The sequence below is a fragment of the Psychroserpens luteus genome, from assembly GCF_015319355.1.
GTDB classification, from domain to species: Bacteria; Bacteroidota; Bacteroidia; order Flavobacteriales; family Flavobacteriaceae; genus Psychroserpens; species Psychroserpens luteus.
The window spans coordinates 203,002-228,237 of the sequence record NZ_JADILU010000008.1; the positions used below are offsets into that span (position 1 = coordinate 203,002).

19 protein-coding genes are annotated in these 25,236 nt (G+C 31.6%); 8 read left to right on the forward strand and 11 right to left on the reverse strand.

The window, feature by feature from the left end; genetic code table 11:
• Nucleotides 1-12: 12 nt before the first annotated feature.
• The 6 genes from IM744_RS18110 to IM744_RS20860 form a co-directional block, all read right to left on the reverse strand.
• Nucleotides 13-1,548: a fibronectin type III domain-containing protein gene (locus IM744_RS18110; RefSeq protein WP_194509587.1), complete on the reverse strand. Its 1,536-nt coding sequence runs from the start codon at nucleotides 1,546-1,548 to the stop codon at nucleotides 13-15.
• 138 nt (nucleotides 1,549-1,686) lie between these two features.
• Nucleotides 1,687-2,589, reverse strand: a complete 903-nt coding sequence (locus IM744_RS18115; protein WP_194509588.1) for an endonuclease/exonuclease/phosphatase family protein — start codon at nucleotides 2,587-2,589, stop codon at nucleotides 1,687-1,689.
• A 47-nt stretch (nucleotides 2,590-2,636) separates the two neighbouring features.
• Nucleotides 2,637-4,328, reverse strand: a complete 1,692-nt coding sequence (gene lysS / locus IM744_RS18120; RefSeq protein WP_194509589.1) for a lysine--tRNA ligase — start codon at nucleotides 4,326-4,328, stop codon at nucleotides 2,637-2,639.
• Between the two features lie 91 nt (nucleotides 4,329-4,419).
• The gene (locus IM744_RS18125; RefSeq protein ID WP_194509590.1) at nucleotides 4,420-5,874 is read right to left on the reverse strand and encodes an MBL fold metallo-hydrolase; all 1,455 of its coding nucleotides are present in this window, start codon (nucleotides 5,872-5,874) and stop codon (nucleotides 4,420-4,422) included.
• Between the two features lie 6 nt (nucleotides 5,875-5,880).
• A complete protein-coding gene (locus tag IM744_RS18130; protein ID WP_194509591.1) occupies nucleotides 5,881-6,315 on the reverse strand; it encodes a DUF1573 domain-containing protein in 435 nt (144 codons plus the stop codon).
• Nucleotides 6,316-6,422: 107 nt separating this feature from the next.
• Nucleotides 6,423-7,478 (reverse strand): helix-turn-helix domain-containing protein, encoded by a 1,056-nt coding sequence (locus tag IM744_RS20860; protein ID WP_317175403.1) that lies wholly within the window; start codon nucleotides 7,476-7,478, stop codon nucleotides 6,423-6,425.
• A 372-nt stretch (nucleotides 7,479-7,850) separates the two neighbouring features.
• On the opposite strand from IM744_RS20860, the gene IM744_RS18140 reads away from it, so the two are divergent.
• From IM744_RS18140 to lipB, 3 genes are read left to right on the forward strand one after another with little or no spacing between them, the layout of a single operon-like run.
• Nucleotides 7,851-8,009: a YqaE/Pmp3 family membrane protein gene (locus IM744_RS18140; RefSeq protein WP_194509592.1), complete on the forward strand. Its 159-nt coding sequence runs from the start codon at nucleotides 7,851-7,853 to the stop codon at nucleotides 8,007-8,009.
• A gap of 40 nt (nucleotides 8,010-8,049) precedes the next feature.
• Complete coding sequence (locus tag IM744_RS18145; protein ID WP_194509593.1) at nucleotides 8,050-8,820, forward strand: hypothetical protein; 771 nt, start codon at nucleotides 8,050-8,052, stop codon at nucleotides 8,818-8,820.
• Between the two features lies 1 nt (nucleotide 8,821).
• On the forward strand, nucleotides 8,822-9,520 hold the full coding sequence (lipB, locus tag IM744_RS18150; RefSeq protein ID WP_194509594.1) for a lipoyl(octanoyl) transferase LipB: 699 nt from the start codon (nucleotides 8,822-8,824) through the stop codon (nucleotides 9,518-9,520).
• Nucleotides 9,521-9,526: 6 nt separating this feature from the next.
• Here lipB and IM744_RS18155 read toward each other — a convergent pair whose 3' ends face one another.
• The 5 genes from IM744_RS18155 to IM744_RS18175 all read right to left on the reverse strand — a co-directional run bounded on the left by IM744_RS18155 (nucleotide 9,527) and on the right by IM744_RS18175 (nucleotide 16,186).
• Entirely contained in the window at nucleotides 9,527-10,243 is a 717-nt protein-coding gene (locus IM744_RS18155) for a hypothetical protein (RefSeq protein ID WP_194509595.1), read from the reverse strand.
• Between the two features lie 46 nt (nucleotides 10,244-10,289).
• The gene (locus IM744_RS18160) at nucleotides 10,290-11,339 is read right to left on the reverse strand and encodes a nucleoid-associated protein (protein ID WP_194509596.1); all 1,050 of its coding nucleotides are present in this window, start codon (nucleotides 11,337-11,339) and stop codon (nucleotides 10,290-10,292) included.
• 118 nt (nucleotides 11,340-11,457) lie between these two features.
• Entirely contained in the window at nucleotides 11,458-13,005 is a 1,548-nt protein-coding gene (locus IM744_RS18165; protein ID WP_194509597.1) for an OmpA family protein, read from the reverse strand.
• Between the two features lie 118 nt (nucleotides 13,006-13,123).
• Complete coding sequence (locus IM744_RS18170) at nucleotides 13,124-15,556, reverse strand: ribonuclease HII (RefSeq protein ID WP_194509598.1); 2,433 nt, start codon at nucleotides 15,554-15,556, stop codon at nucleotides 13,124-13,126.
• A gap of 27 nt (nucleotides 15,557-15,583) precedes the next feature.
• Complete coding sequence (locus IM744_RS18175) at nucleotides 15,584-16,186, reverse strand: ribonuclease HII (RefSeq protein ID WP_194509599.1); 603 nt, start codon at nucleotides 16,184-16,186, stop codon at nucleotides 15,584-15,586.
• 202 nt (nucleotides 16,187-16,388) lie between these two features.
• Here IM744_RS18175 and IM744_RS18180 point away from each other — a divergent pair, with 202 nt between their 5' ends.
• From IM744_RS18180 to IM744_RS18200, 5 genes are all read left to right on the forward strand, one after another.
• Complete coding sequence (locus IM744_RS18180; protein ID WP_194509600.1) at nucleotides 16,389-19,511, forward strand: SusC/RagA family TonB-linked outer membrane protein; 3,123 nt, start codon at nucleotides 16,389-16,391, stop codon at nucleotides 19,509-19,511.
• Nucleotides 19,512-19,524: 13 nt separating this feature from the next.
• Nucleotides 19,525-20,937 carry a RagB/SusD family nutrient uptake outer membrane protein gene (locus IM744_RS18185; RefSeq protein ID WP_194509601.1) on the forward strand — a complete coding sequence of 471 codons (1,413 nt, stop codon included), beginning with the start codon at nucleotides 19,525-19,527 and terminating at the stop codon, nucleotides 20,935-20,937.
• Between the two features lie 20 nt (nucleotides 20,938-20,957).
• Complete coding sequence (locus IM744_RS18190; RefSeq protein WP_194509602.1) at nucleotides 20,958-21,737, forward strand: hypothetical protein; 780 nt, start codon at nucleotides 20,958-20,960, stop codon at nucleotides 21,735-21,737.
• Nucleotides 21,738-21,759: 22 nt separating this feature from the next.
• Nucleotides 21,760-22,611, forward strand: coding sequence for a hypothetical protein (locus IM744_RS18195; RefSeq protein WP_194509603.1), 852 nt, complete (start codon nucleotides 21,760-21,762; stop codon nucleotides 22,609-22,611).
• A 168-nt stretch (nucleotides 22,612-22,779) separates the two neighbouring features.
• Entirely contained in the window at nucleotides 22,780-24,738 is a 1,959-nt protein-coding gene (locus IM744_RS18200; protein ID WP_194509604.1) for a putative porin, read from the forward strand.
• Nucleotides 24,739-25,236: the final 498 nt, after the last annotated feature.

Sequence of the window (25,236 nt, forward strand, 5' to 3'; positions counted from 1 at the left end):
AAATGTTATTTTTTACTCTAATGAATTAATGTATTCAATAAGTAAATCAACACCTTCTTCATGAACAAAGGTTGTGCCTATTAATGGCATTCCATATTCTGGAATAGTATTTTGGATTCTTGTTAGAATACTGAAACGACTCTCAGAGATAGAAGATTCCTCATAAGGGATTTCGTAATCTAATCTTAAATTTGATTGCTCTTCACAAAAACCACCTACAGTATGACAGTGAGCACAATTGATATCCATATAAGCTCTTGCTCGTCTGTCTAAAGACACAGAAGCATCATCCCATTTTGGTAATAGACTTACGCTTGTAGGATCTGCTAGACCATCGAGCATATCATTGTCAATTAACTGTTGCAATTGATTTGATCCATTAAAGTTAAAATTAATAGTACGCATTTTAGGACCTATTGGCACCATTGATGCTCCATTTTGATGACAAGTAAAGCAATCTGCATCTGAAGGGATTTCATAATTAATACTATTAGAATCACCATTAGAATCAATCCAACTTACAGGAACAGTACTACCAGCTAAGTCTAAAATAGCTTCTGTTTGAGCGTCATTCCATTTGTAATCTCCAGATTCCCATGATCCATCAATTTTAATCAATATTCGTGTTTCTATAATGTTTTGTCCTAAAGATGTATCTCTATCGTCAATATTGTAGTAAAAGGTTTTTACTATGATTGAATTATTAGGAAAGATAGGTAAGCCTTCACCGTTATAGGTTAATTTTTGACCTGTAGGTAAAACGAAGAAACGTTGTTTTGAAGCATAATCTGTATATAATGTTGAATTTAAATCGTATTCAAAACCATAAGGAGTAATCTCTAAATTGTTTAAATCACCAACATAAAGGTTTAATTCTGAAAGTGTTGGTCTAAATTCTGGAATTACAGGAATTGCTAATGTTGTAAATGTTATCACTTGAGAGTTTGAACTCATGTTAGTTTCAGAACAAACAGCTTTAACATAAAGGTCGTAATTTGTATTTGGTAATAGACCTGTTAATTCTAAAGATGTATTGTTTGATGTGATTGTTGCTCCAGAACCGATGCCAAATCCAGATGTACCATATTCTAATTTATAATTGTTACCTGTGTTAGTATTGTCATTCCAAGTAATAAGTGCAGAAGTATCTGTAATCATGCTTGAGTCTACATTTGTAACTGTTATACATGGTGTCACAGACGTTGTAAAGCTGTAAACATCTGTATACATACTTATGTTGTTTTCAGAACAAATAGTTTGTACATATACATCATAAGTTGTATTGCCTTGTAATCCTGAAATAGCAATAGTTGCATCTGTAGTAGAAATCGAAGTTCCACCACCTAAAGGGAACCCAGTAGTGCCATATTCTATAATATAAGATCCTATGTTGCTAGCATCATTCCAAGTTATATTTGCAGTATTATCTGTCACTGTATTTGATGATACATTAGTAACTGCGTTACAAGCAGCAATCATATCGTCATCATCATTACAAGCAAATAAAAAACCTGTAACAAGAAGGAGTAAGCTTATTTTTTTTAACATTTGGGTTGTTTTTCTGATTAATAGCGTATTGCGAATGTAATAAAAAAGTTTTTTAGTATATCTATTAAATCGTTATTAGGTAGGATTTTAACCATGAAAAAATACTTTTTTTTCATTGATCTTATTATGTCATTTGTTTTAAAGGTATTCTGCAATAATTAAAGCGTGGTCTGAAGCATTGGAGTATTCTTTTTTCAAAACAATAGGTTTATGCTTTTTTGATAACCAAACATGATCAAGTTCTAACAGCGGAATTCCCATAGGCCATGTCGCAGTAAATCCATCATTACAGGAGTGAAAGCTTTCAAAATTTTCTTTATATAGATCAAAAAAAGCACTTTCGTAAGGTATGTTAAAATCTCCAACAATGTAGTCTACTTGGTTTTGATTTGCCAAATTTAAAATGTGTCCTAAAGGGACTTTTTTGTCAACTAACAAATTAGAGGTCGCATCTGAAATCATCATCTTTACGCTTTTATGTCTCAAGGTGATTTTTAAAACAGCAGAAGTTTGAATGTCATCTTCATATACAAAATCTAATAGAGTAATATTTCCTTTTGCAGCAATTAGCATTGCACCACCTAAAACCTCAAAATTATAGTCTGGGAGTTCTAATTTTAATGCTTCAAAATTGGTTAAAATTTCCTTGGGAGCTTCTACAAAAGCCAGAATATCTGGTTGGTAATTAGCAACGCTTTCTTTAAGAACATCAATTGGGAGTTGGTCACGTTTTGCTAAATTCCAGAATAGAACTTTTGATGACTCTTTGTTTGAAACAGGTTTGGTTGTTTGGTAATCATTTTTGAACCACAACGCTATTAAAATACCACAGACAATAATTAAAGAGATTCTAATTTTTTTTCTTCGGAAACATATAACCAAAAGTACAAGTCCAACTAAAATAAGAATAGGCATTGGAGATGCATAAAACAATATGCTCAGTGGGAAAATTCTATCTTTAATTAGAAAGTGAACTAGTAATAAAAAAGCATACCCAAATAGGAGGTATGCTTTATAGTTTTGTCTTAAATTTAGTTTCAAAGTCATTGTATTTCGATACTAAACTAACAAGTGTTTAAAATATTGTGTTAAGCTATTTCTACAAATAGGCCATCATCATTTTTGAGAACTTTGGCTACACTTTTGGCAGTGAGTCCTTTTATAGATTTATCCCATTTTTTATTACTTAAACCAGATTGTACTTTAAGATCATTAAGTGCTATTGGTGAATTTGCTTTAAGAATAGCGAAAATTGCTTTTTCTTCCTCGCTCATTTCAACTTTCTTCTTTTCTGCACGCATTTGAGGAAAGAATAATACTTCTTGAATAGACTGATTATTCGTTAAAAACATAATTAAACGATCCATTCCAATTCCCATTCCAGATGTTGGAGGCATTCCGTATTCTAAAGCACGTAAGAAATCGTGATCTATAAATTCGGTAGCTTCATCATCACCTTTAGCAGCCAGTTTAAGTTGGTGCTCAAATCGTTCTCTTTGATCTATTGGGTCGTTTAACTCTGAATATGCGTTAGCGATCTCTTTTCCGCAGACCATCAATTCAAAACGCTCAGTCAATTCTGGGTTTTCACGATGCTCTTTACATAAAGGACTCATTTCCTTTGGATAATCGGTAATAAAGGTTGGTTGGATGTAATTTCCTTCACATTTTTCTCCAAAAATTTCATCAATAAGTTTTCCTTTACCCATGGTATCGTCAACTTCAATGTGCATGTCTTTTGCTGCTTGGCGAATTTCTGCCTCAGTCTTACCAGTGATATCAAAACCAGTAAAATGTTTGATAGAATCTGCCATGGTTACACGAGCGTAAGGTGCTTTGAAGTTAATTTTATGCTCTCCAAATGTTGCTTCGGTTGTTCCGTTGACAGCGATTGCGCAGTGTTCTAAAAGTTGTTCGCAGAAATCCATCATCCAATTGTAATCTTTGTAAGATACATAGATTTCCATGGCAGTAAACTCAGGATTGTGAGTTCTATCCATACCTTCATTTCTAAAGTTTTTAGAAAACTCATAAACACCATCAAAACCACCAACAATTAATCGTTTTAAATACAACTCATTAGCAATTCTCATGTACAACGGAATATCTAAACTGTTGTGATGAGTGATAAACGGACGAGCAGCAGCACCTCCAGGAATTGGCTGAAGAATTGGTGTTTCAACCTCGAAATATCCAGCTGTATTGAAAAAATCACGCATTGCAGTAAATAACTTTGTGCGTTTTACGAATACTTCTTTAACGTGTGGATTTACAACCAAATCTGCATAACGCTGTCTGTAGCGCATTTCTGGATCGTTGAATTCATCAAAGGTTTTACCTTCACTATCTGTTTTTGGTAGAGGCAAAGGTTTTAAAGCTTTACTAAGTAACGTAAAACCTTTAACCATGACTGTTTTTTCACCAACTTTAGTGGTGAATAATTCGCCTTCAATACCTATAAAATCTCCAATATCTAAGAGTTTTTTATAGACATCGTTGTATTTGCTTTTGTCATCTCCAGTACAAATTTCATCTCTGTTAAAATAGACTTGTATTCTGCCAGCACTATCTTGTAGCTCAGCAAAACTTGCATTTCCTTGAATACGACGAGACATTAATCGACCAGCTATAATGACCTTTTTACCGTCTTCAAAGTTGTTTTTAATCTGTTTTGAAGTGTGGTCTACAGGGAATAAATCTGCAGGATAAGGGTTGATGCCTATGGCTCTTAATTTTGCGAGTTTCTCGCGTCTTACTAATTCTTGTTCTGAAAGCTGCATGCTAAATATATTTATGATAACCTATCTTCACGATAAGCAGGTGCAAAATTACATTATTTACAAGAATTAGGGAACTACTTTTTACATTGATTTAGTTTATCAAAACAGATTTTTCTAAATCTGTAAATAGAAAAACCGTTTTTACCTTATGACTTTCTATTGGCCACGATTGAATTATCGTTTTTACCTTCAAATTTAGCGCTTTAATACTATTGTATAATCCCAATTGTCTTGCGCTAGCTTTTGTAATGTCTCCGTTTTTGGGAATCCAACATAAATCATCCTGAAACAATAATTGTTCTTCTGGGAAATAGTAAATCAAATAATCTACAGTGTGCGCAGATTTTTCTCCAATAAAATAGATTTCCATCTCTCTTTTTGAACCTAAAATCAAATGATCTGTAATGATTTGAGTTTTTAAAGGTTTTGGCTCTAACTCTAAATTATCTGGTTCAATCGTGTGTGAACTATTGGCTATAAACTCAACATATTCTTTACTAATTGAAGTACATAATATTGTAGCATCTTCATGAACGAAAGCTCTCAGGCCACCTAAATAATGCGGATGATGATGTCCAAATACAAAATATTTTATTGGTTTAGTTGGGATGATTTTTTTTACTTCGGAAATAATAAGCTCCCCATTTTTGCTGTTTATTGGAGCTTCAGCAACCAACACATAATCATCAAATTCGACAACCATAACTTTATCATCTGTATGTAATAGATCTATGAAGTAGATGAAGTCGTTGTATTTTGTCGTTTTTAATTCTGGAATGATTTCATCTTCTACAATTTGATAGCCTATGGGTTCGGATAAAAGTTTAGGTAAATTTGAGGTAATACTACTATCTGTAATTTCAATGTGGTCTATGATTTTTCCATTGATTTTTTCGACAGTAATTTTTCTTGGAAAAGATACTTGTTCTAACTCTCTATATTCAGAATATAAAAATGTCGTCGTAACATCACCATATAGTTCGTCAAAACCAGTGTAAGTGATTTTTTCTACTAGATTATTAGCGCGATTGATATAAATTTCAGTTAAAAACTCGTTTATTTTTGTTGAATAACAAATCGTGTCATCAGTTGATTTTATTTCAATAGCGCTATTATTCTTAATCACATATTCAATTAAAGTTAGTGGCGAATATCTTGCTGTATTCATTAGTTTTTCGAACACAAATTTTGAAGATACAGATCTAATCTCTTGGTCACCATAATCTAAATTAAGGATATTGAAATTCACAATATCAGTTTTAGAAGTGTAATTTCGGTTTCTATTCGTAGTTAAACTATCTCGTTTTGAGAAATGTCTTTTGTTAATCCATACTTCTCCTTTAATACTATAAACATTTGTTTCCCAAGGTTTAGAATTATGACCAAGTAGGTGTTCTTGTTCGGTATAATTAACATGTAGAACTTCGTTTTCTGATTTACTAGAAAGTATTTTAGAAGCAGTTTCTAAATAATTAATTTGAGAGAAACATAATGATGCATTTGCAAAAACAAGTACTGTAAAGAGGTGTTTAACTATAAGTTTCATAGAGGCTTATTGTTGATTATCTAAATCCTTCAAAACTTCACCTTTGATTCTTAATATTTTATTTCCTTCAGTAGCATTAGACATTACTGTAATAGATTTTGAGAATTTACCTAGTCTGTTAGTTGCATATTTAATACTAATCTCTGCAGAAGTTCCTGGAAGAACTGCTTGTTTAGGATATGTTGGTACAGTACAGCCACAAGATGTTTTTACATTAGAAATTACAATTGGAGCATCTCCTGTATTTTTGAAAGTGAACACTCTAACACCATCTGCATTTTGTTGGATGGTACCATAATCTATAGTTGTAGTTTCAAAAGTAAGAACGCCAGAAGTCTCATTTTGTGCAAATGACATACTTGTAAATAATAAGGCGATTGCAACTAGTGCGCAATTGAAAATTGATTTTAAACTGTTTGTTTTGAGTGTAATGAAATTCATGATATTTGTTTTTTTGATTATTAAGTCACAAACATCATTAATTACTTTGGGAAATCTTAAAAATAGGAGGTTGAAATGAGTACTAGTCCTTAGGTTGAATTGTGTAACTATTTGGTAAACAGTGATTTTAATTCGTTTCTGGAATTGACATTTAATTTTTTATAAACGTTATTTACATGTGTTTTAACAGTGCTTACGCTTACAAAAAGCGTTTCTGCTATGTCTTTATTCGTATTATCACCTAACAATAAGTCTAAAACATTTTGTTCTTGTTTTGTCAATTGCTCTTTAGCTTCGATATGTTGTTTTGATTTTTTGTTTTTTGCTGAAATGAGAAACCACAAGTTTAATAGAACTGAAACAATAAGTAAGCCAACCCAAAGGTAAGACCAGTTAAAGCTTGATTTTTCTTCCGAAGGAAACACAATAAACTTATCTGAGGTTAATTCTGCCTCATACTGTTTTGCGTAAGATGAATTTGGATAGGAATCTTGTAATCGCTCCAACAATTCATCATAATAAGAATTCGTTTTTAAATCTTCTAAATAATAATTATGAAACTGATTACCACGATCAGATAGAAAAGCGTAGATGTAAAGTTCTGCTAAAGGTTCGTCAAGATCTTTACCATAATTTTGTAATGTTTTAAACCATTTTTTGTTGTTTAAATTTCGGTTTGCTTTGCTTCTAAATTCAGAATAAGCAAATCTCATTTCCTCTTTTAGAGAGTCAATTTGGATAAAAGCACTTGTTTTTGGATTGTTTGAATCAATATCGCAAAACATTTGAGCATCAAAAGATAATGGGAACGTTATGGAGTCTGTACGTTTCGCAATGAATAAAATATCCTTATAATCTGTGCAATGACCATCAAAATGATTGCTACTTTGATTAGATGATGTGCAATTGTCAACGTGTAGTTTATAGATTTTTTGCTGAATATCAAGCAGGTTCTGGTCAAACTTAAAGAAGCCACTAGAATCGGTTTTTACTTTAGTGATAATTTGCTCATCGTTGATGCCATCGAGTGTTCGGTAGTCTTCAATAACCGAAAGATAGACTTCACTTTGCCAACGTTCATTGTCAATGTGTCCTTGGAAATGATGTTGTGCAACCGCAACATTTCCGAAGAAAAAAATAATAACATATACTAAATATCTCACAGCACTAAACTACTATATTTTATTGAAAACCTGAGTTCGACCTAACATTTGTTTTCAGTTTGAATGAATTTTTATTCTATTAGCAGTTATGATTTTGAAAGACTAACTGGTTAATTTGAAAAATTAGAACAATAATTGGAAAAAAATCATCAAATCTTTTTAGAAACCTTGATAAAATGCAATCTTATTGTTTAAAATTATCTCGATATTCCAATAATTTCACACTTCAAATCTCACTTTTATTGGGGTTCTGAAAATTAAATCTTAAGTCGAACTCAGGTTTAAATGTAACAAAGAAACTCAAATGACGTCCTATAATTACATCAGTCAATTCATGTCGAGCACATTTCGGCATCATTAAAATTATTACATATGAGTTTTTGGAGAGTTATTCTCGCTATTATTTGTCCGCCTTTAGCTGTTATAGGAAAAGGGTGTGGTTCTATTCTAATTGTCTTTATACTTTGGATATTTGGATGGGTTCCTGGTGTCATTGCAGCACTAGTAATTCTTAATAATCCTGAAAGATAAAACCGTATCTTTGTTGTATTAAACCATTAAATATTTTAAAATGAATAAATTTTTCACACTCATTGCGTGCGCTTTAACATTGACTTTAACGAGTTGTCAGTTTTCTGAAAACATCTATATTAACGAAGATGGAAGCGGTAAAATGGAATTTTCTATGGATGCCTCAGAAATGATGGAAATGGTATCTCAAATGGGAGATGGAGAGTCTTCAAAAGGAATGGATAAAGCAATGGATTCTACAATAGTTTTTAAAGATTTTATTGAAGAAAATAGAGATAGTATCGCAACCTTATCACCAGAGGAGCAACAAAAAATAATGGCTTTAAAGGATTTTAAAATGCACATGCAAATGAATCCTGAAACCAAAAAAATGGTGTTTGATTTATCTACAGATTTTAAAGATGCAAATAATCTTCAAGATATGTTTAAGGCGATGAATAGCTTTAGTAACCTACAAGGTAAAGGTGGAGCTGAACAAAATACGCCATCGAGTCCTTTTTCTGGTATTGGAGAAGATGGGTCTACAGATGTGCAATATTCTTATGATGGAACCGTGTTTAAGAGATCGTCTAAGATTATTGATAAAGAATTACACCAACAGTCACTAGATAGTTTAGGGCAATCTGCTATGATGTTTGGGTCTTCTAAATACACGATTAATTATCATTTTCCTAGAGCTGTTAAATCATTCTCTAAAGAAGGTGCAATGTATAGTGAGGATAGAAAAACGGTGACTTTTGAAGTTGGATTTATGGACATGCTTAAAGATCCTGAGTTATTGGATTTTGAAGTTGTTTTAGAAGATAAATAGTGTGAATAAACATATAAAACTCCAAGATTTAGGAACTAAAGATTTTAAAGAAACTTGGGATTACCAAGAGGAAATCTTTAAAGGTATTTTAGATACTAAAATCAAGAATAGGCGTGAAGACGCAGGATTAGAAACAGATAATTATTTTCTGTTTGTTGAGCATCCTCATGTATACACTTTAGGTAAAAGTGGTGATGTGTCTAATTTATTGCTTTCTGAAGAGCAATTGACTCAAAAAGGAGCAACATTCTACAAAATAAATAGAGGAGGAGATATCACGTATCATGGACCTGGTCAAATTGTTGGTTATCCTATATTGGATTTGGATAATTTTTTCACTGATATTCATAAATACCTAAGATTTCTTGAAGAGGTGATCATTCTAACGTTAGATGAATACGGATTAAGAGCCGAACGTAGTCCTGGTGAAACAGGTGTTTGGTTAGACGTTGGTACACCATTTGCCAGAAAAATTTGTGCCATGGGAGTTCGTGCTAGTCGTTGGGTGACCATGCATGGTTTTGCACTAAATGTCAATGCCGATTTAGGTTATTTTGATAACATTATACCTTGCGGAATTCGTGGCAAAGCAGTCACGTCTTTACAGGTTGAGTTAGGTGTTGAAAAAATAAATGAAGCCGAAGTTAAAGAAAAACTTCTGAAGCATTTTAGTGCGCTTTTTGAGGCTGAGTTTGTTTAATTTTACTTATTTACTTGTATTTAAAAACTCTAATAATTCACTACCAACAACCTCTAATGCTTTTAATACTGCTTTAGATTTTGTTTGCTCACGCAATTCTGAATCTGTGAGTTCCTTAGACGTTTTTTGACCAAAACTTTCTTGAGTAGAAATCGTTGTAAAAGGAATAATTCCTGTTTTAGTATCCATTAAAAAAATCTCAACAGTAGCAAAGGCTTTTGTTTCATTTGCAGAGAACGTTTTGTATTTATAGTACGTATCACTTCTAATATTGTAAACGAGTAGGAGGTTAGCTTGCAAACGAATAGAGATATCTCTCAAACTCACAATAGAAGAGTTTTTATCTGCCATAATAGATGGCATTAAAATAGTTTTATTCACTTTTTGAGAACTTTGGATTTTAGATTTTAAAGCGTCAACATAAGACTGTTGATTTTTTAGAAACTCTTCATCACGATAACCATAGTACGTATTATGGTTAGAATCTTTAGTGTAGTTGAAAACAGCAACTTTAAGAGAGTCTCCAAGCTCTATGTTGCCATTGAGTATTAAAGGAATGTTTTCTTCGGAAATCGTCTGTCCTGAAGAGTTGAACAATGATTTGGTAATGGTTTCTTGGCTTCTATACTTTTCGCTTTCATAAGAAGAGTTTGGTAAGGTTTTTACCGCATTACATGAACTAAAAACTAAAAAAACGAGAATGAAGTAAAATGGATATTTCATGTTAGTTAGATTTTATTTCTTAACGCTAAATAGAAACTATTATTATTTATCCTTCCTCATTAAAAAACACTTTGTAAAAGTGCATTTTCTTCTCGTCATCATAGCCACGCTCTAGATACTCTGCAGATGCATCAGGAGCATCAACATCAAGTTTGATTTGAATGTTAGTATCGAGTTTGATTTCGGTTTTGATTTTTTGCTTTTGTTTCTTTAAAACCACATCAGACACATCAAATTGGTTTCTAATGAGTATGTTATGGTCGGTCTCGTATACTTTTTTATAATCTTCAAAAAGCTGTATGGTATCTTCTTCATCAAAAACTTCTTCTTTAAATGTTTCTACATTCACGATTTCGTTTTCTTTGAAAAAATCTACAGTTTTAGCTAAGAAGTTACTTTGTTGTTGTCCGCCAAATTGAGGTTGCATGACCTCTTTTGAGAAATCTCGGCACATTTCGATATAATTCTTAGTATGCTGATTAGAATCATCAGGATATTTAATGTTTAAGAAGCTTTTAATCCAATATTGTGCATCATAGTTATTGTTGTCGACACTTAGTACTATCTTGCCTTCAGTATCTGCAGCATTAAGGATTAAAACGCCTTTATCTACTTTTTTAGTCGAAATTCCTTTTTGTGCAACAATATCATAACTGCCCTCTTCTAAATAAGTTTGGAAGAAATGAGATTTGTTTTCGATTTTAAAAATTCCAATAGCATCCGTTTGATAATCTTCATATTGAATATCATGAAACATGCAAATAATAACATCACCTGTTTTTATTTGAGAAGAATTAGATTGTTCAAATAAATGTGTTACAATGTGTTTTGAGATGTCAACAAAATCAGAATCTCCTTCTAGTAATTGAGTGGCGTAACTATTAATTTCATTAAGATCAACATTGGAGTGGTGATTAAACCTGTAAGATTCCGCAAGACTTGTAAAAGGTCTCAATAAGTATGGGAGCATTAAGTCGTAGCTTATCTCTTCAAAATCAATGACTTGCTCTGAAAAAGCATTTTTAGTACTATTGAATTTGTTACCTACTTTATGAAGAATACATTTAGAAATTGAGGCTTTATTACGTTTAATCATAGTCAAAAATTTGAGTCACAATACTACTAAATTTTGACTTCATATTATCAAAAATGCAAAGAAAACTCTTTGATGCGTTCATTAAAAATTAGGCATCTATTTTATTGCAGTTAATGAGTTACTGTTTTATGAATTCTACACGTCTGTTTTGTGCTTTTCCTTCTGAAGTTGAATTATCTGCAACAGGTTCGTTTTCTCCTTTTCCTTCGGAAATAAGCCTACTTCCATCAATTTTATATACATTAATAAGAGCATGTTTCACAGCTTCTGCACGAGATTTTGAAAGTTTTAAATTTGTATCATCATTACCGTCTCCATCTGTATGACCAACGATTTTTAGTTTTATAGCATCATCCTGTTGTAATACTTGTGAGATTTGACGAATGATTCCATAAGATTGTGGTTTTATGTTTGCTGAGCCAGAGTCAAAAAGAATACCATTAGTAGAAATTTTTCCATCAGCGAGTAGTTTTCGTCTTAAATCGACACCACCTTCAGCAACTTTAAAATTACTCACATATAGATTTTCCTTATTGATATCTAATCCTCTTAAATGTAGCTTTATACTTTTCATGCTCACATTTTCTGGAAGTAATCTAGGAATGTCCACATACTTTGTTTCATTAATCCAAACTCTAAAGCGTTGTTTGTTAATGGCCACAGAAATATGATTTCTTTTAGTAACCTGTTTTCTGATGTCCACTTGTATTTCATTGCGAATTTCCCTCTTGCCATTAATACTATTTTCTACTATTAATCCGCGATCTATAAATTGACACAAAGGAATTTCGACCATTGCGAAATTAGTGTCTTTATTAAATGTATTGTTATCTGAGATTAATATTTGAAAGTAAGACTGTGAAGACGTTTTATTGTTTAAACCTTTTGTAAGCATATCGAACTCTAAAGTAAAGGTGTCAGGAAGATTTTTGATGTCTGGAATATACTTAGTATTTCTACCAGAAATAAGCCTAAGCCAATTATTTGGCGAATCATTAATCTTAACGAGTTCACCAGAACCATTAGTGTTCCATTTTGAAGGAAAATCGCCAATAAAATCTTGCGAAAAATCATCAAAAAATATGGTTTTATTGCCAGGTACAAAATCAAATTTACTTAATACTTCAAGATCGTGTGATATGTTCTCAGGGTCTTTATTATCAGTGTCATTCTCTTCATTTTCTGAATTTGAATCTCCATCATTATTGTCGTCATCACTTGAGTTTTCAACCTCATTATCATCCTCTTCTTTCTTGTTTCTTTCTCCCAAAAGCAATTCTTTCGCAGTTTTTATGCTGTACTTTATTGCTTTCTTTGCTTTATTTATTTGAAGTGTAGCTTTTCCTTGTTTGAGTATTCCTACTCCATCCAAGTCTGATATAATATTTGATGCGCTATCGCTTAAAGCTGTCATTTCAGTAAGTGCTTCTTCTAAGACATCGATATCTTCATCGTCTAATGGTGTTCCTGCTTGAGCATAACCATCGTATTTGTAGACTTTTTCATAAAGGTCAAAGGATTCTTGTACAAATGTATCTACACTAGAAATTCCTACTCTGCTTTTTGGGCGTTTTAATTTTTTGGTTTGTGAGTGAGATAATGGAATAAAAAATAAAAATGCTAAAACTGTTATGGCAAATTTAGAATACAATAGTTTATAAAACATGAATACTAATGTTTTGATTAGTAGTATGTTTGAAGATATGTAAACCTATTCGATTGACAAAAAATGATGTATATCTTGTAGGGTTTTGTGTGTATTTGGTAGTAATGAGAACTTATTTTTATCTTATTTCATAAACAATAATCATATTTTTATCTCCTTTTGTAATCACTTCTAATGAGTTGTCTTTATCAATATTATTAAGTTCTAATTGAGAGTTTGCGTATATGGGGAAGTTAGCAATTGGTTTTGCCTGACTGTCAAAAAGGAATCCTTTTTTAGATTGCAAATCTGTAACCGTAACATAGATTTTATCATTTATGTAAAAGATTTTTGGAGCGGTATATTCTCCAAAGTCTAATTCTATTGTTTTAGTTTTTATCGTCAGTTTATTATCGCTTAAGGATACAAATGTTCGACTTGTAGTTGCTATTTTATGATTACTATTTAGATTAAGGTTTTTGTGATTAACTTTCCCTTTAGTGTCTACTTGTATGAGTTCTCCATTAGTGTTAGAGGCTGTAAAGTTGTTATTATACAAATAGATTTCGTTTTTAGAAAAACTAATAGTTTCATTTACTTTTATTCTTGGCACACCTATACGATCCAAAATTTCTAGTTTGTTGCCATGAGTGAACACAATATAATCTTTTCTCCCAATTCTAAAATGTTTTGGTTGAGATGTGATAAGATTGTTTGCCGATTTGTATTTAAATCCCTTTACAGGGCCTCCATTTTTATCGTACATTAATACAGATTTCCCTTGGGTAATCAAGAGTCTGTAGTTTTTCTTTTTGTCATAATCAAATACAGAAACAGGTTGTGTAATTTCATCACTAAATTTTAATGGAAACTTGTTTACATCTTTACCGTTTCTATCTAAAACGTAGAGACGTTTTGAGGTGTTGAAAACGAGTTGTAATCTTCCGTTTTTATAGGTGTCAATTTGATTTATTTCACCTAGTATTTTTCCTTCAAGTTGTTTTTTCCAATAGACTTTACCTTGGTTGGATATAAGATATAAATTATTGTTTAGATCTTGAACAATAATATCCATTTGGTTGTTAGTATGGTTCTTAACTAATTGAGGTTGTGTTAACAAGTCTGTGTCAAGAGAGATGTTAAATTCTTCGGTTACAGAGTTGTTATTATTCTTGTTTTTATAGGTTTCAAAAACAGCTGTGATATGTGCGAAATTTGTATCATAAATGTGCTGAATCGCTGAAGATTTATATTTTGAGATATCTAATTTTTTATCGTCAGTGAAATTTAAGTTTAATACATTGTTTAATTCTGAATCATCTCCATAAATCAATAGTGATGATTCATCACTTAGATTTAATTTTAAATTCTTGTAAGAATTGGTTTCTGATAAGACTGAATTATTTTGAACACTTGAAATAATAGATTTTAAGAAGTCTATATCACCAGAGAACACAATAAAATCATCAATTGATATAAAATACTTTGACGCTTCTGAATTTAAAAAGAATTTAAAATCAATTAAAAAAGACGGAATCATTTCCGAAGAAAAAATATTGACATTCCTATAGGTATCAATATTAGTTTTAGAATCAAGATTTTCTAGTGTAATTGTTGGGTCAATTGATCTAATTAAAATGGCTTCTTGAGTTTTTGTGTTTGCCTGGCAAATTTCTAAAATATTCTGAAAATTAAAATCTTGAGTAATTGTAGTGTCAATGAGATGATGTCTCAGTAAATTGTTTTTAATACTATCATAATTATCAAAAGTTAAACTTTTAAAACCTTTTATATCAAGAGGTAGGATGGTTGCTGCTTTGTTTTCCTGCGGAATTGTATTCTTAAAAATATTAATCAAGCTGTTTGTAGAGTCGTTTGCTTTTGTTATTCCGTTGAAAACTATACCGTTTTGAGAAATATCACCATCTATCATGGTGTAGCTTGAAAATTTGAGTGCGTTTAAAGTAGAGTCTTTAAATATTTTAGGAGTAAAAAAGGATGATTTGTGGTTTATTAATATTGATACCATTTTGTCTTTATTTGACGTATCGTAAATGGTTTTAATTTCAGGATTAATTATGTTTTCTGTTTTAGGGTTTTTAACAATTTCTAGTTTGTTAGATGCAAATAAGATGCTATCTATAATGATGCTGTAAAAAGTTTGATTGTTATATAGCAATTTATTAATACCATCTTGACTTTTATAGGTCGAATCAATTTTAATACTTCTAATAGAGTCCAGAGTAATGCCTTCTTTTGAAAAAGGGATGATATAACTAATTTCTAAACTATCATTACTGTCTTTAGAAAGCGCAATCAAGCTGTGATTTTTATTTATATCATACAAAGGAGCTAGTAAAGACTTGAAGTTTTTAATTTTTGAGTAGCTTTCTAAAGTATTTGCTAATAGATTGTTCTTTAATCCATGCTCTAAGCCTTCCGAAGAATTTATTTTAATTAAAATTTCGGTTTGATCAGGAACTAATGAAAGTGGACTTAGCGATTTGGATTTAGAATTCTCGCAATTAAAAAGTAGCGACAAGCAAAAAAGGACAAGCCAGATTTTTTTCATTTAAAAGATTTTTACAAATATAAAAAGTTACAAGTCCAATTGATATTGTTCTGGTAATAATCTAAAAGATTTTCTGTGGTATTTTGTTATTCCATACTTTCTTATTGCATCTCTATGTTCTTTTGTAGGGTAGCCTTTGTTCTTTTTCCAATTATACATTGGGAATTCTTTATGAATTTCTTCCATATATGCATCTCTGTAAGTTTTTGCTAAAACAGATGCAGCAGCAATAGATGTGTATATACTATCTCCTTTAATAATAGTTTCAAAAGGTATGTCATTAAAAGGTTTAAATCTATTGCCATCAACAATTATAAACTCTGGAGCTATTTTAAGTTGCTCTATAGATTTGTGCATGGCTAAAATAGAGGCATTCAATATATTAATGGTGTCAATTTTAGTTGGGAAAATATGAGCGAAAGAGAATGTTGTCGCTTCATTTTCAATTATTGGTTTTAAAATATTTCTTTTTTTTTCTGAAAGTTGCTTGGAGTCATTAATAATACCGTTTTTAAAACCTATGGGAAAAATAACTGCAGCAGCTGTTACTGGACCAGCTAAACAGCCTCTTCCAGCTTCATCTGTGCCACATTCTAAATTAAATTGCGAAAACTTCGATTTGAGTCCCAAAATGTTAAAGTTTGAACAAAGTTAAAATTTTAACGCAACCTATTTACAATTTATGTATCTAATTACTAGTAACACTAAGGTTTAACTTAGTAAAAACGCTTTGTGACAATTAAATGTTTGTTAACATTTTTTTAGCATAAATACTTGTTTATTTAATATATTATTATGATGTTTGCGGAAGACTAACTCAAATAATTGTTTTATGAAATTAAAGTTAACATGGTTAATGACGCTATTTATGGCGTTTGTGATGCAACTCTCTTTCGCACAAGAGAAAACGGTCACAGGAACAGTTACATCAGCTACAGACGGACTTCCGTTGCCAGGTGTAAGTGTAATAGTAAAAGGAACTACGCGTGGAGTTCAAACAGATTTTGATGGTAATTACTCTATCAAAGCAAGTACTGGTGAAACACTAGTATTTAGTTTTGTAGGTATGAAAGGATCAGAAAAGAAAATTGGACAGAGTTCAACATTAAATCTCGCAATGGCTGAGGATTTAGCTGAACTTGAAACAGTTGTTATTACAGGTTATGCTGGAGCTACTAATAGTTCTAGAGTAACATCTGCTGTTGCAACGGTATCTGCTGAATCAATTGAGTCAGTGCCAATTAACTCTGTTGATCAATTACTACAGGGTCAAGCAGCAGGTGTGAATGTTAGTACAGGTTCTGGTCAGCCAGGACAGAGTGCTACAATCTTAATACGTGGTAGAGGATCTCTTAATGGAGATGTTGAGCCATTATTTATTGTGGATGGGGTTCCTGTAGATCAGGATAACTTTCGTAGTATTAATCAGAATGATATCGAAACGATGTCTGTCCTTAAAGATGCAGCGGCTACAGCAGTCTATGGAAATAGAGGTGCTGGTGGTGTGATTCTTATTACAACAAAAACTGGGAAGAAAGGTTCTGGTGTTCAAGTAAAATACAGAAATCTATACGGTGTTGCTAAGCAACCTAAACAAAGATTTAGTGTTATGAATGCTAGTCAGTTTTTAACTTTTCAAAGGGATTTACTTCCAGGAGATGCTGGTCAATTTGGAGATGGTTTGTCAGATGCTGCAATTGCAACAATAGCTGCACAGACTAATACAGATTGGACGGATATTTTCTTTAGAGAAGGTAGAACTATCTCGCATGAAATGTCTGTAACAACAGGTGGAGAGAATGCAACATCTTTTTCTTCAGTTCAGTATTATAAGCAAGAAGGTATAACATTAGGTAGTGATTTAAAACGTTTTTCTTTTAGAAATAACTTTAATTTAAATTCAAGTGATAATAAATTTAATTTTGTTACAAATTTCACGCTTAACTATTCTATTAGTGATTTCGTAGTAGATGCGGTTAGAGGAACTAATACTGGAGGGCAATTAGATAACCCTTTTATTGTTCCTTACATTGGTTTACCATATTTATCACCTTACAATGCAGATGGTTCAATTAATATTTGGGGAACTGGTCCTACCGCTGGAGGTGGTTCTGGTGCTTACAATGCAGATGGGACAATTAACCCAGATACTGCTAATGGATTTAAAAATACGCCTTTTATTGCTTTAAATACAGCAGCTTTAAATACAGATCAAGAATCTGAAGTAAAAATAATTGGCCGAATTGCAGCAGATTATAATTTTGCTAAAAATTTAGTAGCAGGTGTTTCTGTTGGTCTTGATTATACTAACATTGAAAGTTTAAATATTACTACTCCTAATAGTATTCGTGGTTTAATTACACCTAATGAAGGATCTTTGGATAAAGGTTCTCAAAGTGAAGGTTTTTACAGAGATGCTCGTTTTATTACAAATGCATTCATTAGATATGACAATGATATTACTGAGAAAATAAATTTAAATGCAGCAGTATTTGCAGAATATAATTATCAAAACACGCAAAATGCTGGTTTTACAGCATTAGGTATTAATCCAGCTTTAATAGGTTCAAGTAATGGTTTTACTAGTGGTAATACTACTGAAGGTGATGATAGTGATATATATAACTACATACCAAGTGTATTCTCGTTTGAGAGTGAATTAGCACTAGCTTCTGTTTTTGCAACTCTTGATTTAGATTATGACACGCGATTTGGACTTTCTGCATCTGTAAGAAGAGATGCAACTTCTAGATTTGTTGCTAATAGAGAAGGTACATTTTGGTCAGTTTCTGGTAGATGGAATATCGATAATGAGAGCTTCATGGAAGGTGTTGATTGGATAAGTATCTTAAAGCTAAGAGCTAGTTATGGTAAGGTAGGTAATCAAGCTGTAGGTACAAATCGCTATCAAGCAATTCAAACCGTATCCTCAGGATCAGGTTATCAATTAGGTAATTCATATACGCTAGGTGGTTTGGTTGATCCACAGATTCAGTGGGAGACTACTAATCAATTGAACTTAGGTCTTAGTTTTGGTTTCTGGCAAAGTCGTTTGACAGGTGAACTAGATGTTTATAATTTTGAAACAGTAGATTTATTTCAGCAAGATTTGAGATCACAAGCTGGTACTGGTGTTGCTACAGTAAATACTAATGTAGGTGATATGGTAAACAAAGGAATTGATTTACAACTATCTTATGATATTTTGAGAAAATCAGATTCTAACCCATGGAGTATTACTTTGAATGCTAATGCTAATTATAATAAAAATGAAGTTACAGATATTCCTGGTGATGCTGGCTTTACTGGTACTACACTTAGAGTTGCTGAAGGTAGATCTGCTTTTACATGGTTCTTACCTAGATGGGCTGGTGTAAATCCTGCAAATGGAGAGCCCCTTTATTATGACGTTGATGGAAATATTACAAACGAATATGATCCTAACAACGCTGTATATTTAGATAAAAATTTCGATCCAACTTATACAGGTGGTTTTGGAGCAGATATTAGATATAAAGGATTTTCTTTAAATACTTTATTCGCTTTTCAAGCAGATAGATGGAAACAAAATAGTTCTTTAGCATTAATTGAAGACGCTGGTTTAGGTGCAAACTTAAATTTATCAACGTCAATGTTAAACGCATGGACAACTCCTGGTCAAATTACTGATATCCCAGCATTGTCTTATGGTGGTCTTAGAGCAGTTGATGGTGATCGTTATTTAGAAGATGCTTCTTTCTTAAGATTAAGAAATGTGTCTCTTTCGTATAATGTTAGTCAAGATGTTCTTGCAAAAACAAATGTATTTACTGGTATAAGAGTTTTTGTGCAGGGTACTAACTTAGTAACTTGGACTAAATTTAGAGGCTTTGACCCAGAGGGTACAACAACCTCTACGTTTTTTGAATATCCAGTGCCAAGAACGTTTAGTTTAGGGTTTGATTTAACTTTTTAAAAATAAAATAGCAATGAAGAAATATTTAATAATAACAATGTCGTGTGTTGTCTTAATTTTGACAGCATGTACCGATCAGCTTGATAGAAATCCTATTGATTCCTTAATAGCCAGTACAGCCTATCAAACAACTAGTGATCTAGAAAGAGGTCTAAATGGTGCAGTAGGAAATTATAATTTTAATCCTATAATTGGATTTAATTCCATATTTACTGATAATTGTAAACTTGGTAATGATTCTGGAGGTCAAGAATTAAACACACTTAATCAGATTTTAAATGCAGATACTGGAGATCGTGGTCTTTGGGGTAGTAGATATGGTGTGATTAATGATATAAATAGAGTGTTACTTGCTTCTGAAAACATTACACCTAACCCTATAGATTTGGAGGAAGTTGATACTTATAATAATGTTTTAGCTCAGTTATATGCTTTTAGAGCATTAGCTCATTATGAAGTTCTATTGTATTATGGATTAAATAATAGGGATGCTAGTTCTTTAGGGGTTCCTTATATTGATTATGTGTCACCTGATGCTACTCCAGCAAGGAACACTACTGGAGATGTGCTTGCAGCTATACAATTAGATTTGGACGCAGCTTTGTCATTATTTCCTGATGGCACTAATGATATCAGCTTTGCAACTCCTGATTTTGTGACATTTCTTAGAGCTAGAATTGCTTTAGAAACAGGAAACTATCCTGCAGCAATAACCTATGCAAATGATTTGATTGATAGCTATCCATTAGCAAATACAGCTCAGTATTTCAACATGTTTAATGAAGATGCTGATGTTACAGAGGTAGTTTTTCGTTATAATAATGTACAAGGTTTTGATTATGGAATTAATTTCATTTGGAACTTCACAGGGCAAGGTCCATTTATTGAGGTATCTGATGAATTAGCTGGATTATTAGATGAATCAGATATTCGTAGAACTGTCGTACTTGATGCTACTAGTGATGATGATGCTATGATATATCCTGTTGGGAAGTATCCACCAAATGCAGATACTAACGCTATCAATGATTTTAAGGCAATGCGAATTTCTGAGATTTATTTAATACGTGCTGAGGCATATGCAAGACAATCTCAATTTGGTCAAGCTGCTCAAGATGTTTTAAGTGTTAGAAATGCAAGATTTGGTTCAGATCAAGGTCCTTTAGGTTATGGTTCTGTATTGGAGGCTGTTCAAGATGTAATAGCAGAGAGAAGATTGGAACTAGCTTTTGAAGGACATAGATATACAGATATTAAGAGAGTTAGAGATATTACTGGAGAAGGTATTAACAGAGAACCATCAGATTGTGAAGGTTCTGTCCCATGTACATTGCCAGATGACTCAGAGAAATTTATTTTTCCTATTCCAACAAGTGAGTTAAATGCTAACCAAATAATCGCTGCCCAACAAGCACCAGGTTATTAATTTAAAGAAATTTAGAAATTATGAAAAATATAATAAAATTAATGATCGTATGTATGGTCTTAGTTTCTTGTGATGAAACAGAGTCTATTACTTTTGATCCTATAAATGGCCAAACAGGAATTGGCTTTAATGAAAGTAAAGTTGAATTAGATATTCCAGAAGAAGGTATTACTTATACATTGGGAGTTGTTTCAACTACGCTCTCTACTGAAAGTCGTTCATTTAATATTTCAGCTAATACAGAGGCTAGTTCAGAAGAACTTACTTCTGCAGACTATAGTTTTGGAACTGTTGTGATTCCTGCTAATTCTTATGAAGGGTCTGTGGACGTAACCATAAACTTTGATGGATTGGAGGATTTTACTGAATATTCTTTAGTTGTTGATTTAGATTTACCTGACGGTGTTTCTCCATTAACTGCTACATCTTCTGTAGAATTTGAATTTTTAAGAGAATTTGATATCAACCTTTTTGTTTGTTCAGATTTACAATTAAAAATATTACTAGATGATTATGGTAGTGAGACTAGTTTTGATATTACAGATGACTCTGGTGCTGTAGTGATTTCAGGTGGTCCTTACACTGATGGTGTAGCAGGATCTACTCAATCAATAAACGTGTCATTGGCAGCTGGTTGTTATACATTTACTATATATGATTCTTATGGTGATGGGCTTTTCGATGGAAATGTAACAGGTAATTATGATTTGTTCTGTCAAGCACAAACTGTAGTTTCTTATGCTTCTGGTAGTGGAAATTTCGGAGCAAGTGCATCAACAGATTTCTGTATTAATGAATAAACTAAAGATTAAATAAATCATTATGAAAAATATATTAAAACTTTTGCCTATAATGTTGTTAGTATTAACATTCTCTTGTGACGATGATGATTCTTCTTCAAGGTTTTCAAATGATCCAACAAGTGGTTGGGTAGAGTTTGGAACTCTTACAGCGGGTACAACGATTACTATCATTACTGAAGAACTTTTAATCCCAGTTGACATAAGAGTTCCTGTTTACCAAGACGGTATAACAATAAGTTATGAATTACAAGCTGTTGAAGGAGACTTCAGCAGTATAGTTACAACAGGTTCATCCATAGTTGCTGAGCCAGAAGTAATTGATCCTTTTATTAATCCTAGAATTGAACAAATATCTTTAGTTTTTAATGGTGTTGCAGACTTAACAGAAACTATAGTTTTTGACGTTGTATTAACTGCTACAGATGTTTATGGTGTTGAAATTGGATTAGATGAAAATAGTATTACAAGCTATAGAATTTCTACTCCTTGTCCTTTGGATGTGGATGCGATTCAAGGAATTTATAGTGTTGATGAGGTTTTTACATCTGGTACTAATGAAGGTTTGTCTTTAGCAGCTGCCTTTGGAGAATCTTATCAAGTAGAAGCTGTATTAGATCCAAATGATCCAACACAAATAAAATTTATTCTTACCAATTCAATTGGATTTAATGAGTATTTTGGTGCTGGAACAGTTGCTACTTTAGATACATGTAATGGTACAGTTAGCTTTACTAGTCCTTTAAGTTTGGGTGGAGGCTTTGCTGATATGGCTGTAACTTCCACTTCATATACTGAATCACCAGCTGTAATTACAGCAGATGGTGAATTAGGGAATTTTGGACCTTATCAGTTTATTTTAACAAAACAGTAAGAATAGAAAAAACAATTTCATACTATACTATTAACAAAAAGATCGAGAATTTTCTCGATCTTTTTTTGTTAAATACTTTTAATTCTTAACTATGTCTCTTTATTTAAAATGTTAAATCATATTTAATTATTTTATTTATTTCTATTTTTGAATTCAATTTACTCATGAATGATTAAGGTAATATTAATAATTATATCAATAACTTTTTGTTGTACTCTAGAAGGTCAAAATCTTAAACCTTTAGAAAAGAAGAAGACTTTAACTACTGAGAATGATAGTTTATCTAAACTATCGTATAGTGATTCCAATTCACAAGTTAATAAGCCAAACATTAATCTTTATAAAATTTATGATTTAGAAAATAATGTTAGTATAGTTGATACTACATTAAGTATAAAAAAAGAGTATAGCTTCAATTATTTAAGAAAAGATAACTTTGGTCTTATCGAGTTTGCAAACCTAGGACAAACATATAGTAGTCTAACAAAAGACTTTGGGAATACTAACTTAGTACCTTTGTTTGGTGCAAGGGCCAGGCATTTTAATTATTTTGAAGTTGAGGATATTAAATATTATGAAGTTCCTACACCTTTAACAGAATTATTTTATAAAACAGCATTTCAACAAGGACAATTACTTGATGCGTTTTTTACTGTTAATACATCAAAACAATTTAACTTTTCTATTGCATACAAAGGTATGCGCTCATTAGGAAATTACCAGCAAGCATTAACAAGTACAGGTAATTTACGTTTTACATCTAATTTTAAGTCCAAAGATGAACGCTATTCAGCAAAAGCACATATTGTAACTCAAGATTTATTGAATCAAGAAAATGGAGGTCTCACTTCCGAAGATGTGATAAATTTTACTTCAGGTAATGAAGATTTCATTGATAGATCAGTTTTTGACCCAAACCTAAACGATGCAGAAAATATTTTGGTTGGTAAAAGATTTTATTTAGATCAAAGATATGTGATTATACCACAAAAAGACTCTACTGCTAAATCTCTATCTATAAAAAATAGTATCAATTTTGAAGATAAGTATTTTCAATTTGATCAAACTGATAATAACACTTTCTTAGGGGAATCATTTAATCAAAATAATCTAAGAGATAAAGTGACATTAGAAAATTTTGAAACTAAGTTATCAATCAATTACAAGGCTCCAGTTGTAGGAGATATTAGTGTAGGCTTAAGTTATAATGATATTAATTATGGTTATGATAAAGTTACAATCTTAAATGGTGAACAAATACCTAATAGAATTAAAGATAATGTTATTAGTTTAGAAGCTCAGTATTTTAATCAATTTGGAGACCTTGGTGTAAATTCAAAAATAGGAACTAATATTACAGGTCAATTCGAAAATGAGTATTTTCTAGCTGAAATCATTTATGACATTCAAGATGATTTTTATATAAGAGGAAATATAGGCTATAATTCAAATTCTCTCAATTACAATCTCTTACTTTATCAAAGTAATTACATTAATTACAATTGGAATAATATTCAAAGTTTTGTGAACCAAAATAATTATGATTTTAAATTTGAATTTAATTCAAATAAACTTTTTCAGTTCTCTTTACAGTATGTAACTATTGATAATTTTTCATTTTTTTCTTCGGAAAGCGATTCTAACACAATAAACCCAGAGCAATTACAACAATCTATTAATCTATATAAACTTAGATTAGATAAAGAAATAAAATTTGGTAAGTTTGCTTTAGATAATTCAATTTTATATCAAAAAGTAAATGATGACAGTCAATCACTTAATTTGCCAGAATTAGTTGTTAGAAATACTATCTACTATTCAAATCACTTTTTTAAAAATAAAGCGTTATTTCTACAAACAGGAATCACTTTTAATTACTTCTCTGACTACTATATGGATGGTTATGATCCATTACTGGCAGAATTCTATAATCAAAACCAAGAAAAACTTGGCGGCTTTCCTAGATTAGACTTTTTTATTAACGCTAAGATTAGGCAAACAAGAATATTTTTAAAAGCAGAACATTTTAATTCTTCATTTACAGGATACGATTATTTCTCTGCACCTAATAACCCTTACAGGGACTTTTCAATTCGTTTAGGGTTAGTTTGGAATTTCTTTCTTTAGCTCCTGTTATCTAACATACTCATTGATAAGGAGTAGAAGTTTAGTTTAGAAATAATTCAAAAAAAGATTAGAAAAAATTAGGATAGAAAAGAAGAAGGGTGGTATATTTGCACCCGCTAAGCGTATGACGATTAGCAAAGTTCTTATAAAAAGGTATTGATTTAAAGCTTTAAAAAGTTTTTAAAATAAAATCAAAATAGAGTTGTGAGAAACAAAAAGGGTGGTATATTTGCACCCGCTAATCGCAAGACGTTTGGTTAAGTTCTTATAAAGATTTATTGATTTTAGAGTTTAAAAAATTTTAAAAATAAAATTGATTAGTATTGTAGGAATAGAAAAAGGGTTTTATATTTGCACCCGCTAAGGCAATAAGATGCTTTAGAAAAGAGATAAAAAGTTCATTAACATATTGAATTGACAGCGTAAGTAAAGAGTTGGAAACGACAATTTACAGACAAAAGAATAAACCATTTTGAGTACTAAAAATTAAACAATTTC